The sequence below is a fragment of the Nocardia sp. NPDC051900 genome (assembly GCF_044452545.1).
GTDB lineage: Bacteria > Actinomycetota > Actinomycetes > Mycobacteriales > Mycobacteriaceae > Nocardia > Nocardia sichangensis.
The window spans coordinates 228,434-245,210 of sequence record NZ_JBITBU010000006.1 but is presented as its reverse complement, the minus strand read 5'-3'; the positions used below and the strand labels follow the sequence as shown (position 1 = coordinate 245,210).

General features: G+C 68.8%; 14 protein-coding genes. 13 read left to right on the top strand and 1 reads right to left on the bottom strand.

Annotated features, from left to right (window positions below; translation table 11 throughout):
- Positions 1-38 precede the first annotated feature (38 nt).
- Genes ACIA5H_RS12155 through nuoN form a run of 13 tightly spaced genes read left to right on the top strand, consistent with a single transcriptional unit; the run spans position 39 to position 15,877 of the window.
- On the top strand, positions 39-419 hold the full coding sequence (locus ACIA5H_RS12155; protein ID WP_067807371.1) for an NADH-quinone oxidoreductase subunit A: 381 nt from the start codon (positions 39-41) through the stop codon (positions 417-419).
- Between the two features lie 51 nt (positions 420-470).
- Positions 471-1,025: an NADH-quinone oxidoreductase subunit B family protein gene (locus tag ACIA5H_RS12150; RefSeq protein ID WP_040866749.1), complete on the top strand. Its 555-nt coding sequence runs from the start codon at positions 471-473 to the stop codon at positions 1,023-1,025.
- On the top strand, positions 1,022-1,798 hold the full coding sequence (locus ACIA5H_RS12145) for an NADH-quinone oxidoreductase subunit C (RefSeq protein ID WP_364426410.1): 777 nt from the start codon (positions 1,022-1,024) through the stop codon (positions 1,796-1,798). The genes ACIA5H_RS12150 and ACIA5H_RS12145 overlap by 4 nt, the downstream gene beginning before the upstream one ends.
- On the top strand, positions 1,798-3,123 hold the full coding sequence (gene nuoD / locus ACIA5H_RS12140; protein WP_379254450.1) for an NADH dehydrogenase (quinone) subunit D: 1,326 nt from the start codon (positions 1,798-1,800) through the stop codon (positions 3,121-3,123). Before ACIA5H_RS12145 ends, nuoD begins: the two co-directional genes overlap by 1 nt.
- Positions 3,120-3,887 (top strand): NADH-quinone oxidoreductase subunit NuoE, encoded by a 768-nt coding sequence (nuoE, locus tag ACIA5H_RS12135; RefSeq protein WP_379254452.1) that lies wholly within the window; start codon positions 3,120-3,122, stop codon positions 3,885-3,887. The genes nuoD and nuoE overlap by 4 nt, the downstream gene beginning before the upstream one ends.
- Positions 3,884-5,206, top strand: a complete 1,323-nt coding sequence (gene nuoF, locus ACIA5H_RS12130) for an NADH-quinone oxidoreductase subunit NuoF (protein WP_379254453.1) — start codon at positions 3,884-3,886, stop codon at positions 5,204-5,206. The genes nuoE and nuoF overlap by 4 nt, the downstream gene beginning before the upstream one ends.
- Entirely contained in the window at positions 5,203-7,740 is a 2,538-nt protein-coding gene (locus ACIA5H_RS12125; RefSeq protein WP_397075821.1) for an NADH-quinone oxidoreductase subunit G, read from the top strand. Before nuoF ends, ACIA5H_RS12125 begins: the two co-directional genes overlap by 4 nt.
- Positions 7,733-9,625 (top strand): NADH-quinone oxidoreductase subunit NuoH, encoded by a 1,893-nt coding sequence (nuoH, locus tag ACIA5H_RS12120; RefSeq protein ID WP_379254455.1) that lies wholly within the window; start codon positions 7,733-7,735, stop codon positions 9,623-9,625. The genes ACIA5H_RS12125 and nuoH overlap by 8 nt, the downstream gene beginning before the upstream one ends.
- Positions 9,622-10,452, top strand: coding sequence for an NADH-quinone oxidoreductase subunit J (locus tag ACIA5H_RS12115; RefSeq protein WP_355074000.1), 831 nt, complete (start codon positions 9,622-9,624; stop codon positions 10,450-10,452). The genes nuoH and ACIA5H_RS12115 overlap by 4 nt, the downstream gene beginning before the upstream one ends.
- Positions 10,449-10,748 carry an NADH-quinone oxidoreductase subunit NuoK gene (nuoK, locus tag ACIA5H_RS12110; RefSeq protein ID WP_355074002.1) on the top strand — a complete coding sequence of 100 codons (300 nt, stop codon included), beginning with the start codon at positions 10,449-10,451 and terminating at the stop codon, positions 10,746-10,748. Before ACIA5H_RS12115 ends, nuoK begins: the two co-directional genes overlap by 4 nt.
- A 1-nt stretch (position 10,749) precedes the next feature.
- Positions 10,750-12,636, top strand: coding sequence for an NADH-quinone oxidoreductase subunit L (nuoL, locus tag ACIA5H_RS12105; protein WP_379254457.1), 1,887 nt, complete (start codon positions 10,750-10,752; stop codon positions 12,634-12,636).
- Positions 12,633-14,255: an NADH-quinone oxidoreductase subunit M gene (locus tag ACIA5H_RS12100; RefSeq protein ID WP_397075817.1), complete on the top strand. Its 1,623-nt coding sequence runs from the start codon at positions 12,633-12,635 to the stop codon at positions 14,253-14,255. The genes nuoL and ACIA5H_RS12100 overlap by 4 nt, the downstream gene beginning before the upstream one ends.
- Positions 14,252-15,877, top strand: coding sequence for an NADH-quinone oxidoreductase subunit NuoN (gene nuoN, locus ACIA5H_RS12095; RefSeq protein WP_379254461.1), 1,626 nt, complete (start codon positions 14,252-14,254; stop codon positions 15,875-15,877). Before ACIA5H_RS12100 ends, nuoN begins: the two co-directional genes overlap by 4 nt.
- A gap of 70 nt (positions 15,878-15,947) precedes the next feature.
- Here nuoN and ACIA5H_RS12090 read toward each other — a convergent pair whose 3' ends face one another.
- Entirely contained in the window at positions 15,948-16,775 is an 828-nt protein-coding gene (locus tag ACIA5H_RS12090) for a helix-turn-helix transcriptional regulator (RefSeq protein WP_355074010.1), read from the bottom strand.
- Between the last annotated feature and the right edge of the window lie 2 nt (positions 16,776-16,777).

The following is a 16,777-nucleotide window of genomic DNA, read 5'->3' as shown; positions in this document are numbered from 1 at the left end:
GTTGTCAGCTGCCGCTCGCAAGGAGGGGAAGTGCAGTCGTGAACATCGAGGTGCCGACACTTGTACTCGGCGCGATCGCGGCGGCGTTCGCGCTGTTCTCCATCGTCCTGTCCGCCCTGGTCGGCCCGAAACGACGAAACCGGGCAAAGCTGGAACCCTACGAATGCGGTATCGAACCCACGCCGCATGCCGTGGCGGGCGGACCGGGAAACGTTACCGGGCAACGCTTTCCGGTGAAGTACTACCTCACCGCCATGTTGTTCATCATCTTCGACATCGAGATCGTGTTCCTCTACCCGTGGGCAGTCCACTTCGATGCGCTCGGTCTCTTCGGTCTGGCCGCGATGGCGTTGTTCATCGTCAACGTCTCGGTGGCCTACGCCTACGAATGGCGACGGGGTGGCCTCAGCTGGGACTGACCACCGCGCAGCCGAATTCGTAGCCGACGAGTGGAAGCGAGTCAGTAGAACATGGGTCTCGAGGAAAAACTGCCCAGCGGCTTCCTGCTGAGCACCGTCGAGGATTTCGCCGGATACCTTCGCAAGGGCTCCCTGTGGCCGGCCACCTTCGGGCTCGCCTGCTGCGCCATCGAGATGATGGCCACCGGCGGGGGCCGTTTCGACATCGCCCGCTTCGGCATGGAGGCCTTCCGCGCCTCGCCGCGGCAGGCCGATCTGATGATCGTCGCGGGCCGGGTGAGTCAGAAGATGGCTCCGGTGCTGCGCCAGGTCTACGACCAGATGACCGAACCCAAATGGGTGCTGGCGATGGGCGTCTGCGCCTCCTCCGGGGGGATGTTCAACAACTACGCCATCGTGCAGGGCGTGGATCACGTGGTGCCGGTGGACATCTACCTACCCGGCTGCCCGCCCCGGCCGGAGATGCTGCTGAACGCGATCCTGGCATTGCACGCCAAGATTCAACAGATGCCGCTCGGCGTCAACCGCGAGGAGGCCATTCGCGCCGCCGAACAGGCCGCGCTCGCCTCGACGCCGACAATCCGGATGGAGGGTCTGCTGCGATGACCTTCGACACCCCTGACGACACCGAAACACCGCCCGCGCACGACGCGATCGATGCCGCCGCCACCGCGGGCCCCGAAGGCACACTGCCCGAAGAGGATTCCAGGCCGGCGGAGGCCGACGTGATCGGCGTGCGCCGCGGCATGTTCGGCGTCACCGGCACCGGCGACACTTCCGGCTACGGCCGCCTGGTCCGCCCCGTCACCCTGCCCGGCGGCACGCCCGCCCCCTACGGCGGGTACTTCGACGAGCTGGTCGCCGCGCTCCACGCCGCGCTCGCCGCCACCGGCGCCCGCTCGGACGCCGCGCTGGAGAAGGTGATCGTCTTCCGTGGCGAACTCACTCTGCACGTGCGCCGGGAGCATCTACCCACGGTGGCCCGCGCGTTGCGCGACGATCCCGCGCTGCGATTCGAGCTCTGCCTCGGCGTCGACGGCGTGCACTACCCGGCGGACTCCGGCCGTGAACTGCACGCCGTCTACCACCTCATGTCGATCACGCACAACCGCCGTCTACGCGTGGAGGTCTCCGCACCGGACGCGGACCCGCACATCCCCTCGCTCTACGAGGTGTATCCGACCACCGATTGGCATGAGCGCGAGACCTACGACTTCTTCGGCATCCGGTTCGACGGGCACCCCTCGCTGACCCGGATCACCATGCCGGACGACTGGCGCGGTCACCCCCAGCGCAAGGACTACCCGCTCGGCGGGATCCCGGTCGAATACAAGGGCGCGCGCATCCCGCCGCCCGACGAGCGGAGGGCATACAGCTGATGAGCGACACCGACACCGAACCCGAGGTCACCGCGCCCGAGCCCGCCACGGTCACCGTCGCAGGCCAGGACTGGGACCAGGTGGCCGAGACGCTGTCCGGCGCGGGCGAAGAACGCATCGTCGTCAACATGGGTCCGCAGCATCCGTCCACCCATGGTGTGCTGCGCCTGATCCTCGAGATCGAAGGCGAGACGGTCACCGAGGCCCGCTGCGGAATCGGCTACCTGCACACCGGGATCGAGAAGAACCTCGAATTCCGCAACTGGACCCAGGGCGTCACGTTCGTCACCCGGATGGACTACCTGTCGCCGTTCTTCAACGAGACGGCGTACTGCCTTGGCGTGGAGAAACTGCTCGACATCACCGAGCAGATCCCCGAGCGCGCCACGATCGTCCGCGTGCTGCTGATGGAGCTCAACCGCATCTCCTCGCACCTGGTCGCCCTGGCCACCGGCGGCATGGAGCTCGGGGCGTTGACGCCGATGCTGTTCGGCTTCCGCGAACGCGAGCTGATCCTCGACGTGTTCGAGACGATCACCGGCCTGCGGATGAATCACGCGTTCATCCGCCCCGGCGGCCTGGCTCAGGACCTCCCCGACAACGGCGTCACCAAGGTGCGCGAACTGCTCGCGCTGCTGCCCGAACGGCTGCGCGATATGGAGCGCCTGCTCACCGCCAACCCGATCTGGAAGGCCCGCACCCAGAACATCGGCTATCTCGACCTGCAGGGCTGCATGGCCCTCGGCATCACCGGCCCGGTGCTGCGCGCCACCGGCCTGCCGCACGACCTGCGCAAAGCCCAGCCCTACTGCGGCTACGAGAATTACGAATTCGACGTCCCCATCACCACCGGATGCGACTGCTACGGCCGCTACGTCATCCGGGTGGAAGAGATGAAGGAATCGCTCAAGATCGTCGAGCAGTGCCTGGACCGGTTGCGGCCCGGCCCGGTCATGATCGACGACAAGAAGATCGCCTGGCCCGCCGACCTGCAACTCGGCGCCGACGGACTCGGCAACTCTCCCGAGCACATCGGCAAGATCATGGGCAGGTCCATGGAGGGCCTGATCCATCATTTCAAGCTGGTCACCGAAGGCATCCGCGTTCCGGCCGGCCAGGTGTACGCGGCCGTCGAGTCACCGCGCGGCGAGCTGGGCGTGCACATGGTCAGCGACGGCGGCACCCGGCCCTACCGCGTGCACTATCGCGACCCCTCGTTCACCAATCTGCAAGCGGTCGCGGCGATGTGCGAGGGCGGCATGGTCGCCGACGTCATCGCCTCGGTCGCCAGCATCGACCCCGTCATGGGCGGAGTGGACCGATGAACCCGGCAACAGACGGCGATACCCCGAACGGCGGCTACGGGACCGGCGGCACGCGGGTCCTGCTGAAGCTCAGCGCCCGGCCCGAGCCGTACCAGCCCTTCGTGCGCGAACGGCTCGAAACCGACGCCAAGGAGATCATCGCGCGCTATCCGCATCCGCGCTCGGCGCTACTGCCCCTGCTGCACCTGGTGCAGTCCGAGGAGGGTTGCGTCACCGGCACCGGAATCGAGTTCTGCGCCGAGCAATTGGGCTTGACCGGCGCCGAAGTCACCGCGGTCGCCACCTTCTACTCGATGTTCCGGCGCACACCGACCGGCGACTACCACGTCGGCGTCTGCACCAATACGCTCTGCGCGGTCATGGGCGGCGACGCCATCCTCGCCGCACTCGAGCGCCACCTCGGCATCGGGCACGGCGAGACCACCGCGGACGGATCGATCACGCTGGAGCACGTCGAGTGCAACGCGGCCTGCGACTTCGCGCCGGTCGTCATGGTCAACTGGGAGTTCTTCGACAACCAGACCCCCGAGTCCGCGCGGGCGCTGGTGGACGCGCTGCGAGCCGGACAGCAGGTCACCCCGACCAGGGGCGCGCCGCTGTGCACGTTCAAGCAGACCGCCCGCATCCTCGCCGGTTTCCCCGATGAGCGCCCCGGTGTGCTCGACGGCGCGGCCGGTGACGCGACACTCGCCGGCCTGCGGGTGGCCCGCGAACAGGGCATGCGCGCCCCCACGCCGGAAGAGGACGCGGAGGGCAGGCGATGACGCTCACCCCGGTGCTGAGCACCTACTGGGACGATCCGCAGTCCTGGACGATGGACACCTACCTGCGCCACGACGGCTATCAGGCCCTGCGCACCGCCCTGCGGATGGACCCGGATCAGATCATCCAGACCGTCAAGGACGCGGGCCTGCGCGGGCGCGGCGGCGCGGGCTTCCCCACCGGCATGAAATGGAGTTTCATCCCGCAGGGGCCCGGTCCCGACGGTGTCACCAAGCCGCACTACTTGGTGGTGAACGCCGACGAATCGGAACCAGGCACCTGCAAGGACATTCCGCTCATGCTGGCCGCCCCGCACGCGCTGATCGAAGGCGTCGTCATCGCCGCCTACGCCATCCGCGCGGCGCACGCGTTCATCTACGTGCGCGGCGAGGTGGTTCCGGTGCTGCGGCGGCTACAGGCCGCGGTGGCCCAGGCCTACGAGGCGGGCTTCCTCGGTCACGACATCCTCGGCTCCGGCTACGACCTCGAGCTGATCGTGCACGCGGGCGCGGGCGCCTACATCTGCGGTGAGGAGACCGCACTGCTGGACTCGCTGGAAGGGCGCCGCGGCCAGCCTCGGCTGCGCCCGCCGTTCCCCGCCGTCGCGGGTCTGTACGCCTGCCCGACCGTGGTGAACAACGTCGAGTCCATCGCCAGCGTGCCGCCCATCATCCGCAACGGCATCGCGTGGTTCCGCTCCATGGGCAGCGAGCGCTCGCCCGGCTTCACGCTCTATTCGCTGTCGGGTCACGTCACCCGGCCCGGGCAGTACGAGGCCCCGCTGGGCGTGACGCTGCGCGAACTACTCGGCTACGCCGGTGGCGTGCGCGCCGGGCATCGGGTGAAGTTCTGGACTCCGGGCGGCTCGTCCACGCCGCTGTTCACCGAGGAACACCTCGACGTCCCGCTCGACTACGAAGGCGTCGCGGGTGCGGGATCCATGCTCGGCACCAAAGCCTTGCAGATCTTCGACGACACCACCTGCGTGGTGCGCGCCGTGCTGCGCTGGACGGAGTTCTACGCCCACGAGTCCTGCGGCAAGTGCACCCCGTGCCGGGAGGGCACCTACTGGCTGGTGCAGCTGCTGCACCGTATCGAGGCGGGCACCGGCGTCGCATCCGACCTGGACAAGCTGCTCGACATCAGCGACACCATCAACGGCAAGTCGTTCTGCGCCCTCGGCGACGGCGCGGCCAGCCCGATCATCTCCTCGCTGAAGTACTTCCGCGAGGAGTACGTCGAACACCTGCGGCTTGGCCGCTGCCCGTTCGACCCGGCGCGCAGCACGGCATGGGCCGAGTCAGGAGAAGAGGTCCGATGAAACCGGTATCGCGGAGCGATTCGATCAGGGGTGGCGGCCGGGCGGCAAACGGGCCTGCCGCCGTGCGTGACAACAACGGCGGGCCCGCGCCCGCCGACCTGGTGACCGTGACCATCGACGACACCGCCGTCAGCGTGCCGCCCGGCACACTGCTGATCCGGGCCGCCGAGCTCATCGGCATCCAGATCCCCCGCTTCTGCGACCATCCGCTGCTCGACCCGGTCGGCGCATGCCGTCAATGCCTGGTGGAAGTCGAAGGGCAGCGCAAGCCGGTCGCCTCCTGCACCATGGCCGTCGCCGACGGCATGGTGGTGCGCACCCAGCTCACGTCCCCCGCCGCCGACAAGGCGCAGGAGGGCGTGATGGAGCTGCTGCTGATCAACCATCCGCTCGACTGTCCGGTGTGCGACAAGGGCGGCGAGTGCCCGTTGCAGAACCAGGCGATGTCCACCGGCCGGGCCGAAAGCCGGTTCGACGGCCGCAAACGCACCTATCCCAAACCGATTCCGCTGTCCACGGCCGTGCTGCTGGACCGAGAGCGCTGTGTACTCTGCGCCCGCTGCACCCGTTTCTCCCAGCAGATCGCGGGCGACCCGTTCATCGAACTGATGGATCGCGGCGCGCTGCAACAGGTCGGCACCGCGCAGGCCGAACCGCTGGACTCCTATTTCTCCGGCAACACCGTGCAGATCTGCCCCGTCGGCGCGCTCACCGGCACCGCCTACCGATTCCGCGCGCGCCCGTTCGACCTGGTGTCCAGCCCGAACGTCTGCGAGCACTGTGCCTCCGGCTGCGCCCAGCGCACCGACCACCGGCGCGGCAAGGTGTTGCGCAGGCTGGCCGGAGACGACCCGCAGGTCAACGAGGAGTGGAACTGCGACAAGGGCCGGTGGGCTTTCGCCTACGCCACCGGACCCGACCGGCTCACCACCCCTCTGGTGCGCGGCTGGGACGGCGAACTCGCCCCCGCCTCGTGGTCGCAGGCGCTGGCCGCGGCCGCGGAGGGGCTGGCCGCGTCCTTCGGCAACGCCGGCGTGCTGGTCGGCGGACGGGTCACCGAGGAGGACGCCTACGCCTACGCGAAGTTCGCGCGAGTCGCCCTCGGCACCAACGACGTCGACTTCCGCTCCCGCGCGCATTCTGCCGAGGAGGCCGATTTCCTCGCCGCCCGCGTCGCGGGCCAGGACGGCGCGGTCACCTACGACAGCATGGAAGCCGCACCGGTCGTCCTGCTCGTCGGATTCGAACCCGAGGAAGAGTCGCCGATCGTCTACCTGCGGCTGCGCAAGGCGGCCCGCAAGCGCGGCCTGCCGATCTACTCGCTCGCGCCGTACTCCTCGCGCGGGCTCGAGCGCATGTCCGGACGGCTGATGCGCGCCGTGCCGGGCGCCGAACCGCATCTGCTCGACGCCATCCGCACCGGCGAGATCACCACGCCCGGCGCGGATCCCGCCCAGCTGGCCGATCTGGCCCGGCTGCTGCGCGAACCCGGTGCGGTGATCATGGTCGGCGAGCGGATGGCGGGCGTCGCGGGCGCGCTGTCGGCCGCGGTGCGCCTCGCCGACGAAACCGCGGCCGCCCTCGCCTGGGTGCCGCGCCGGGCAGGCGAACGTGGCGCGGTCGAAGCGGGCGCCATGCCCGGCCTGCTTCCCGGCGGCAGGCCCGTCGCCGATCCCCGTGCCCGCCAACAGGTCCGGGCTGTCTGGAACGTGCCGGAGCTGCCCGTCGGCGCGGGCCGGGACACCACGGCGATCCTGGAGGCCGCCTCCGGCCTCGGCGCGCTGGTCATCGGCGGAGTCGATGTCGCCGACCTGCCCGACCCGGCCGCAGCGCTGGCCGCGATCGACGCGGCCAGGTTCGTGGTGAGTCTGGAACTGCGCCGCAGCCCGGTCACCGAACGCGCCGACGTGGTCTTCCCGGTAGCCGCGGCCATGGAGAAGTCCGGCACCTTCCGCACCTGGGAGGGCAGGCCGCGCCCGTTCGCCGCCGCGCTCGGTGACGACATGGTGCGCCGCCAGACCGCGCCGCTGTCGGATCAGCGCGTGCTGCACGCCATCGCCGAGGAGATGTCGGTGCGCCTCGGCCTGCCCGACATCGAATCCGCCCGCGCCGAGCTCGCCGAACTCGGCGCGTGGGACGGCGCACCCGTCACCGCCCCCACGCACCCGCCGAACCCGTTGCCGCGGCTCGAGCCGGGAACGGCGGTGCTCGCCAGTTGGCGCATGCTGCTGGACGAAGGCCGGATGCAGGACGGCGAACCGAATCTGGCCGGTATCGCCCGGCCCCCGGTGGTGCGCCTGTCGGCAGCCACCGCCGCCGAGATCGGCGTACAACCCGACGACCCGGTCACGGTCGCCACCAGCCGCGGCACGGTCACGCTCCCCCTGCTGATCAGCGACCTGCCCGACCGGGTGGTCTGGCTGCCGCAGCACTCGCCCGGCTGCTCCATCGCCGAGCAACTCGCCGTGCAGCCCGGCGCGATCGTGCATCTGCGGCACGCCGACGAGAGGATGAAGGAGCACCGTCATGAGTGATCTCGCCGCGCTCGCCTTGACCTCCACGGTTACCCACGCCGCCTCCGATCCCTACGCGCCCGCGGGCTTCGGGCACGACCCTTTGTGGCTGGTGATCGTCAAGGCGCTGGCCGTCTTCGTCTACCTGATGCTGATTCCGCTGATCGCCGTGCTCGCGGAACGAAAGATCGTGGCACGCATGCAAATGCGGATCGGCCCCAACCGGACCGGGCCGTTCGGCTCGTTGCAGAGCATCGCCGACGGCGTGAAGATGGCCCTCAAGGAGGACATCGTCCCGGCGATCGTGGACAAGCCGATCTACATCCTGGCGCCGGTCATCTCGGTGGTGCCCGCGTTCATGGCGTTCGCGGTGATCCCCTTCGGGCCCGAGGTGTCGTTCTTCGGTGTCATGACGCCGCTGCAGCTCACCGATCTGCCGGTGGCGGTGCTGTACATCCTCGCGATCACCTCCATCGGCGTCTACGGCATCGTGCTGGCCGGATGGTCGTCGGGCTCGACCTATCCGCTGCTGGGCGGGTTGCGCTCGACCGCGCAGGTCATCTCCTACGAGATCGCGATGGCGCTGTGCTTCGCGACGGTGTTCCTGCTCGCGGGCACCATGGCCACCTCCGGCATCGTGTCCGCGCAGGAAGGCACCTGGTATGTCTTCCTGCTGCTGCCGTCGTTCCTGATCTACTGCGTCTCGATGGTCGGAGAGACCAACCGGGCGCCGTTCGACCTGCCGGAGGCCGAGGGCGAGCTGGTCGGCGGCTTCCACACCGAGTACTCCTCGCTCAAGTTCGCCATGTTCATGCTGGCCGAGTACGTCAACATGGGAACGGTGTCCGCGCTGGCCACCACCTTGTTCCTGGGTGGCTGGCACGCCCCGTGGCCGCTGAACATGTGGGACGGCGCCAATTCCGGTTGGTGGCCGGTGCTGTGGTTCACCGCGAAGGTCTGGACGTTCCTGTTCGTGTTCATCTGGCTGCGCGGCACACTGCCCCGGCTGCGCTACGACCAGTTCATGAACCTCGGTTGGAAACTGCTGATCCCGACCTCGCTGGCTTGGGTCATGGTGGTGGCCACCGCACGGGTGTTGCAGGCCGAGGGCTATCGGGTGCAAACCCCCATCCTGGTGATCGGCGGCTTGGTGGTCACCGGTCTGCTGGTGCTGCAATTCCTGCGGGCGGGCCGGGCGCAGGCGGCGCCGCCACCGGTCGAGCAACCCGTGACCGCGGATTCCCCCGAGTCGACGGTCTTCCTCGGCTTCCCGGTTCCGCCGCTGCCCGCCGACGCGCACACACGCGACGCCACCCGCACCAAAGCCGGGCTGTTCGATCCACTGGGCGGGTTCGCGGTCACCGCGGGCACCATGTTCAAGAAGCCGAACACCGAGTTCTATCCCGAGCAGAAGACGCCGACCGCGCCGCGTTACCACGGCAGACACCAGCTCAACCGGCATCCCGACGGCTTGGAGAAGTGCATCGGCTGTGAGCTGTGCGCATGGGCCTGCCCCGCCGACGCGATCTACGTCGAGGGCGCCGACAACACCGAGACCGAACGATTCTCGCCTGGTGAACGATACGGCCGGGTCTATCAGATCAACTACCTGCGCTGCATCGGCTGCGGCCTGTGCATCGAAGCCTGCCCCACCCGGGCGCTGACGATGACCAACGACTACGAGATGACCGATGACAACCGGGCCGACCTGATCTACGAGAAGGACCGATTGCTCGCCCCGTTGCAGCCCGGAATGACCCCACCGCCGCACGCCATGCACCCCGGCGCCGACGAGGCCGACTACTACCTCGGCCGGGTGCCCGGCGCGCCTGCCACCAGCGGTGCCACGGCGACCGACGCGCTCCGCAAGCCCGCCGCCGCCGGCGCGGAAGGAGTGACACGATGACCGAACTGATCCTGGCCGCGGAGCCACTGACTCGCGCATCCACCGGCGAGACCGTCCAATTCTGGATCCTCGCCCCTATCGCCGTGCTCGGCGCGCTCGGCATGGTGTTCGCCCCCAAGGCCGTGCACTCCGCACTGTGCCTGGCCGCGACGATGATCGCGCTGGCCGCGTTCTACATCGCCCAGGACGCACTGTTCCTCGGCATCGTGCAGATCGTGGTCTACACCGGCGCGGTCATGATGCTTTTCCTGTTCGTGCTGATGCTCGTCGGCGTCGACTCCGCCGAATCGCTCAAAGAGACCATCCGCGGCCAGCGACTCGCCGCCGCTGCGGTCGGCATCGGCTTCGGGCTGCTGCTCAGCGGCGGCATCGCCCACGGCGTACGCGAATCCGGAACCACCTTCCCCGCCAACGGTTTCCCCGGCCGCAACGTGATCGCCGAATTGGCCGAACTGATCTTCCTGCGCTACGTGTGGGCCTTCGAACTCACCGGCGCCCTGCTGATCACCGCAACCATCGGCGCCATGGTGCTCGCGCACCGCGAGCACTTCGGCCCCCGCACCGATCAGCGTGAACTGTCGCGCCGCCGCTTCCGCGAGAAGGGCCACCGCGCCACACCACTGCCCACCCCCGGCGTCTACGCCAGGCACAACGCGGTGGACATCCCCGCGCGGCTGCCCGACGGGTCGTTCGAGGAACTGTCGGTCAGCACCATCCTGCGGCACCGCCGCACCAGGGCGCTCACCGAAGCGGCCGTCATCTCGGTCGGCACCACGCCCGCGGCGGACGCGGCCGACACACCCAGCGACGAGGAAGGCAACCGGTGAATCCCGAGAACTACCTGTTCCTGTCCGCCCTGCTGTTCACGATCGGCGCGGCCGGAGTGTTGCTGCGGCGCAACGCCATCGTCGTGTTCATGTGCATCGAGCTGATGCTCAACGCGGTGAACCTCGCGTTCGTCACCTTCGCCCGGATGCACGCCAACCTCGACGGACAGGTGTTCGCGTTCTTCACGATGGTGGTCGCCGCGGCCGAGGTGGTCGTCGGCCTGGCCATCATCATGACCATCTTCCGCACCCGCCGCTCGACCTCGGTCGACGACGCCAACCTGCTGAAGTTCTGACGTGGACACCGCAACGCTGTGGCTGCTGCCCGCCCTCCCCCTGGCGGGCGCGATCGTCCTGCTGCTGACCGGACGTTACGCCGACAAGTGGGGCCATCTGCTCGGCACCGCGCTGGCCCTGGCCTCGTTCGTGGTCGCCGCGCTCGCGTTCGCCGACATGCTCGGACGCGACACCGCCGACCGCGCGGTGCGCGAGGATCTGTTCAGCTGGGTTCCGGTAGCCGGTCTCCAGGTCGACTTCTCGCTGCGACTCGATCAGCTGTCGATCTGTTTCGCGCTGCTGATCACCGGCGTCGGCTCGCTGATCCACATCTACTCGATCGGCTACATGAGCCACGATCCGGCGCGGCGGCGGTTCTTCGCCTACCTGAACCTGTTCCTCGCGGCCATGCTGCTGCTGGTCTTGGCGAACAACTACCTCGTGCTCTACCTCGGCTGGGAGGGCGTCGGCCTGGCCTCCTACCTGCTGATCGGGTTCTGGCACGAAAAGCCCTCGGCGGCAACGGCGGCCAAGAAGGCCTTCGTCGTCAACCGGGTCGGCGACATGGGCTTGGCGATCGCGATGATGGTCATGTTCGCGACGTTCGGGTCGATCGACTTCGACGTCGTGTTCGGCGCCGCGTCCGCCGCGGGCGAGGGCACACTCACCGCGATCGGCCTGTTGCTGCTGCTGGCCGCGTGCGGCAAGTCCGCGCAGGTGCCGCTGCAATCCTGGCTCGGTGACGCGATGGAAGGCCCCACCCCGGTGTCGGCGCTCATCCACGCGGCGACCATGGTCACCGCGGGCGTGTACCTGATCGCGCGCTCCAACGCGATCTTCGACCTAGCACCGAACGCGCGCCTCGGCGTGGTGCTGGTCGGCGCGGTCACCCTGCTGTTCGGCGCGATCATCGGCTGCGCGAAGGACGACATCAAGAAGGCGCTCGCCGCCTCCACCATGAGCCAGATCGGCTACATGGTGCTGGCCGCCGGACTCGGCCCCGCCGGATACGCCTTCGCCATCATGCACCTGCTCACCCACGGGTTCTTCAAGGCCGGGCTGTTCCTCGGCGCCGGTTCGGTGATGCACGCGATGAACGACGAAACCGACATGCGCCGCTACGGCGGACTGCGCACCCTGCTGCCGATCACCTACGTCACCTTCGGCCTCGGCTACCTCGCCATCATCGGTGTTCCGCCGTTCGCCGGATTCTTCTCCAAAGACCGGATCATCGAGGCGGCGTTCAACCAAGGCGGTCTCGGTGGAGTCGCGCTGGGATTGGTCACGCTGCTGGGCGCGGGCCTGACCGCGTTCTACATGACGCGGGTCATGCTGATGACGTTCTTCGGCGAACGGCGCTGGAAACCGGACACCCACCCGCACGAAGCCCCCGCGGTGATGACCGGGCCGATGATCCTGCTCGCCCTCGGCTCGATCGGGGCGGGCGCGGTGTTCGTCTTCGGCTCCTCGCTGCAGAACTGGCTCGAACCGGTCGTGGGCGCCCACCACGGCACCGAAACCGTTCCCGCGGCGCTGGTCACCATACTGGCGCTGGGCGTGGTCGCCGTCGGAGTCTGGGTGGCCTACTCGCAGTACGCGCAGCGCGACATCCCCGAGACCGCACCCGAAGCCGTCTCCGCGCTCACCGTCGCGGCGCGCCGCGACCTCTACGGCGACGCGGTCAACGAAACGGCGTTCATGCGGCCGGGACGGTACCTCACCCGGGCGCTGGTATTCCTCGACAATCGCGGCATCGACGGCGTCGTGAACGGCACCGCGGCGCTGATCGGCGGGTTGTCCGCACGAGCCCGGCGTGTGCAGTCCGGCTTCGTGCGCTCCTATGCCCTGTCCATGTTCACCGGCGCGGCCCTGGTGGCCGCAGCCCTGCTGGCGGTGAGGTTGTGGTGAGCGAGTTCCCCTGGTTGACGACGCTGTGGCTGGCACCGGTCGTCGGTGCGGCGATCGTGCTCGTGCTGCCCGCCGCGCGACGCACGCTCGCGCGCGCGGTGGCACTGGCCTTCTCGGTGCTCACGCTCGGTATCGGCATCGCGCTGGCGGTGCGCTTCGATCCCGGCGGCGCGCAATACCAGTTCGTCGAATCCCATCAGTGGATTCCGGCGTTCGGCGCCGGCTACACCCTCGGACTGGACGGCATCGCACTGGTGCTGGTGCTGCTGACCGCGGCACTGGTGCCCCTGCTGATCCTGGCGGGCTGGCACGACGAACGCGAAGTCGGAAGCGGCAAGCGGGTGGCCCACACCTACGTCGCGCTCATCATGCTCGTCGAGGCGATGGTGCTGGTCTCCTTCGTCGCCTTGGACATCCTGCTGTTCTACGTCTTCTTCGAGGCGATGCTCATCCCGATGTACTTCCTCATCGGCGGGTTCGGGCCGCGTACCGGCGACGCGCTGGTGCGCAGGCAGCGCTCGCGCGCGGCGGTGAAGTTCTTGCTGTACAACCTGTTCGGCGGGCTGATCATGCTGGCCGCGGTCATCGGGTTGTACGTACTCACCGCCCGCGAAGGTTTGGGCGAAGGGTCCTCGGGGACGTTCGATTTCCGCACCGTGGTCGCCGCCGCCAACGCCGGGCAGCTCGGCGCGGGTCCCGCGGTGCTCAATGCCCTGTTCCTCGGGTTCATGTTCGCTTTCGCGGTGAAGGCGCCCTTGTGGCCGCTGCACACCTGGCTGCCCGACGCCGCCGTCGCCGCCACGCCTTCCAGCGCGGTGCTGATGATGGCGGTGGTCGACAAAGTGGGCACCTTCGGCATGCTGCGCTACTGCCTGCCCCTGTTCCCCGACGCGTCGAGCACCTATGCGCCGCTGGTGATCACGCTCGCGGTGATCGGCATCGTCTACGGCGCGCTGCTGGCCATCGGGCAGACCGACGTGATGCGCCTGATCGCCTACACCTCGATCTCCCACTTCGGTTTCATCATCCTCGGCGTCTTCGCCATGACCAGCCAGGGTCAAACCGGCGCGACGCTGTACATGGTCAATCACGGCATCTCCACCGCCGCACTGTTCCTGGTGGCCGGATTCCTGGTGTCCCGGCGCGGAACCCGGCTCATCGCCGAGTACGGCGGCGTGCAGAAGGTGGCCCCGGTGCTGGCGGGCACGTTCTTCATCGCCGGTCTCGCGACGCTCTCGCTACCCGGGCTCGCACCCTTCGTCAGCGAATTCCTCGTGCTGATCGGTACCTTCACCCGCTACCAGTTCGCCGCCGTGATCGCCGCGAGCGCGCTGGTGCTCGCTGCACTCTACGTCCTGTGGCTCTACCAGCGGATGATGACCGGACCGGTGAAGAAAGGCAACGAGCGGATCTGGGATCTCGCCCCGCGCGAACTCGCCGTCGTGATACCGCTGATCGCCGCGCTGCTGTTCCTCGGCATCTACCCGAAAGTCTTGACCGACTTCATCAATCCCGCGGTGAGCCAGACCCTCACCACCATCGGCCGGACCGACCCCGCACCGTCGACACCACCGGCGGAAGCGGGATCGACCCACCATCCCGGAGGTGTCCACAAATGACCGACCTCGCCTCCACCGCGACGCTCGCCGCGAGCGTTCCCGCGCCGAGCATCGAATACGGCGCCCTGTCCCCCATGCTCATCGTGTTCGGCGCCGCCGTACTCGGTGTACTGGCCGAAGCGTTCGTCGCCCGGCACTACCGCTATGCCACCCATCTGGTACTGAGCGTGGTCGGCTTGGTCGCCGCGCTGATCGCGGTGGTGCTGCTGGCGGGCACCGAATCCACCGCTGTCGCCGGTGCGGTCGCGATCGACGGCGTGACGCTGTTCCTGCAGGGCACGATCCTGGTGGTGTCGCTGCTCGGGATCCTGTTCATCGCCGAGCGCGGAGCCGAGCCGCGTCTGCGGGCGCGGTCGGGCCCCGGAACCTGGAGCCGAGCCGCCGCCACCCTCGAACGCGGCGTGGACGCCTTCACGCCCCAGGCCTCGGCGGTGCCCGGCAGCGCGACCGAAGCCGCGGCGCTGCGCGCGGGTGTCGCGACCACCGAGGTGTTCCCCCTGACGCTGTTGGCCGTCGGCGGCTTGCTGCTGTTCCCGGCGTCCAACGACCTGCTGACCATGTTCGTCGCCCTCGAAGTGCTGTCGCTGCCGCTGTATCTGCTGTGCGGTCTGGCCCGGCGCAAGCGGTTGCTCTCCCAAGAGGCGGCGCTGAAGTACTTCCTGCTCGGCGCGTTCTCCTCGGCGTTCTTCCTCTACGGCGTCGCGCTGCTGTACGGCCAGGCGGCTACGGTGCGACTCGGCGGCATCGCCGACGCGATCGCCCAGCATCCGGACAACGCGACGCTGGCGGTCCTCGGGATCGCGATGCTCGCGGTCGGCCTGCTGTTCAAGATCGGCGCGGTGCCGTTCCAGTCCTGGGTGCCCGACGTCTACCAGGGCGCTCCCACCGCGATCACCGGGTTCATGGCCGCCGCCACCAAAATCGCCGCGGTCGGCGCGTTGGTGCGTGTGCTGCAGGTCGCGGTGCCCGGTCTGCGCGACGACTGGCGGCCCATCCTCGCGGCCGTCGCGATCGCCACCATGGCCGTCGGCGCGGTCATGGCGATCACGCAGACCGACGTCAAACGAATGCTCGCGTATTCCTCGGTGGCGCATGCCGGGTTCCTGCTCACCGGCCCGGTGGCGGCCAACGACCGCGGTGTCGCGGCCGTGCTGTTCTATCTGCTGGCTTACGGAATCGGCACACTCGGCGCGTTCGCGGTGGTCAGCTCGGTCCGCGAGCCGGACGGTGACGAGGCCACCGGCCTGCCACGGTGGGCTGGGCTCGGCCGCAGGTCACCCTGGCTGGCAACGGTATTCGCGCTGTTCCTGCTCTCCTTCGCGGGGTTGCCGCTCACCAGCGGCTTCGTCAGCAAGTTCACCGTCTTCGAGGCCGCCGCTTCGGGCGGCGCGGCGCCACTGGTCGTCATCGGCGTGATCTGCAGCGCCGTCGCGGCGTTCTTCTACCTGCGGGTCATCGTGCTCATGTTCTTCACCGACCCGCCCGCCGACGCGCCGGTGCTGGTCAGCCCGCCGCTGACGACGACGATCGTGGCGGTCACCGCGGCGATCACGTTCGCGCTCGGTGTCTTTCCGCAGCCGTTGCTCGACCTCGCCGAGCAGGCGGCGACGTTCGTTCGCTGACCGGCCCGCTCGCCCCGATGCCGCCGCACGACCGCGGCGGCATCGTCGTCTCACGGCTGGCTCGATGCACTCAGGCGCCGCGCCGGCCTTGCAGCGCTTTCGCGATCAGCGCCCGGGCGCGATCGCCGTACTCGGCTTGGTCGGCAAGGATCGCGAAGGTCTTCTCGTGCAGCGCGATCTCGGACGGGCGCGTGATGGTCAGCTCCGCCGAGACCGTCTCGGTCAGCACCTGTGAGCGGTCGTAGATGACGAAGTTCGTCGCGGGGGCGCGGTACTCGGCGCAGATCGGGATGATGCCCAACCGCACAGTCGGGTTGGCCATCACCGCGAGCAGGTGGGCGAGCTGCTCGGCCATGACGGTCGCGTCGCCGACCGTGCGCCAGAGCGCGGCCTGGTTCACCACGAAGTGGAACCGGTGTTTCGCCCGGAAGAGCACCTGCTTACGGGTCATGCGCGCGGCCACCGCTTCTTCCAGGTCGTCGCGCCCACCGGTCACCGCGATGCAGGCGGTCAGGATCGCGCGCGCGTAGCCCTCGGTTTGCAGCAGGCCCGGTAACGTGTCCGGCGCGTACCAGCGGATCTGCGTGGTCTGCGATTCCAAATGGATCGATTGCCGTTGCCTGCGCGCGTGCCCGGAGGCGACGGTGCGCTGCCATTCCAGGTACATCGACTGTAGATTGCGCGCATTGGCGACCAGATCGTCCAGCACGGCGGTGTTACCGCACGCTTCACACCACGCGGCGAGGTCCGCTTCCGACGGCGTCTGCTTGCCGCCCTCGATCCGGGAGACCTTGCTCGAATGCCAGCCGCACCTCGCGGCCAGCTCCAGGCCGGTGAGGTGGGCAGCGCGACGAAGTTCACGCAGGCGCGCGCCCAGCACCTCGCGTGCGTCCGACACAC

Excerpts from the sequence above, each read along its gene's own strand:
- ACIA5H_RS12150 (WP_040866749.1), top strand. The coding sequence starts at position 471 with ATGGGTCTCGAGGAAAAACTGCCCAGCGGCTTCCTGCTGAGCACCGTC.
- ACIA5H_RS12145 (WP_364426410.1), top strand. The coding sequence starts at position 1,022 with ATGACCTTCGACACCCCTGACGACACCGAAACACCGCCCGCGCACGAC.
- nuoD (WP_379254450.1), top strand. The coding sequence starts at position 1,798 with ATGAGCGACACCGACACCGAACCCGAGGTCACCGCGCCCGAGCCCGCC.
- nuoE (WP_379254452.1), top strand. The coding sequence starts at position 3,120 with ATGAACCCGGCAACAGACGGCGATACCCCGAACGGCGGCTACGGGACC.
- nuoF (WP_379254453.1), top strand. The coding sequence starts at position 3,884 with ATGACGCTCACCCCGGTGCTGAGCACCTACTGGGACGATCCGCAGTCC.
- ACIA5H_RS12125 (WP_397075821.1), top strand. The coding sequence starts at position 5,203 with ATGAAACCGGTATCGCGGAGCGATTCGATCAGGGGTGGCGGCCGGGCG.
- nuoH (WP_379254455.1), top strand. The coding sequence starts at position 7,733 with ATGAGTGATCTCGCCGCGCTCGCCTTGACCTCCACGGTTACCCACGCC.
- ACIA5H_RS12115 (WP_355074000.1), top strand. The coding sequence starts at position 9,622 with ATGACCGAACTGATCCTGGCCGCGGAGCCACTGACTCGCGCATCCACC.
- nuoN (WP_379254461.1), top strand. The coding sequence starts at position 14,252 with ATGACCGACCTCGCCTCCACCGCGACGCTCGCCGCGAGCGTTCCCGCG.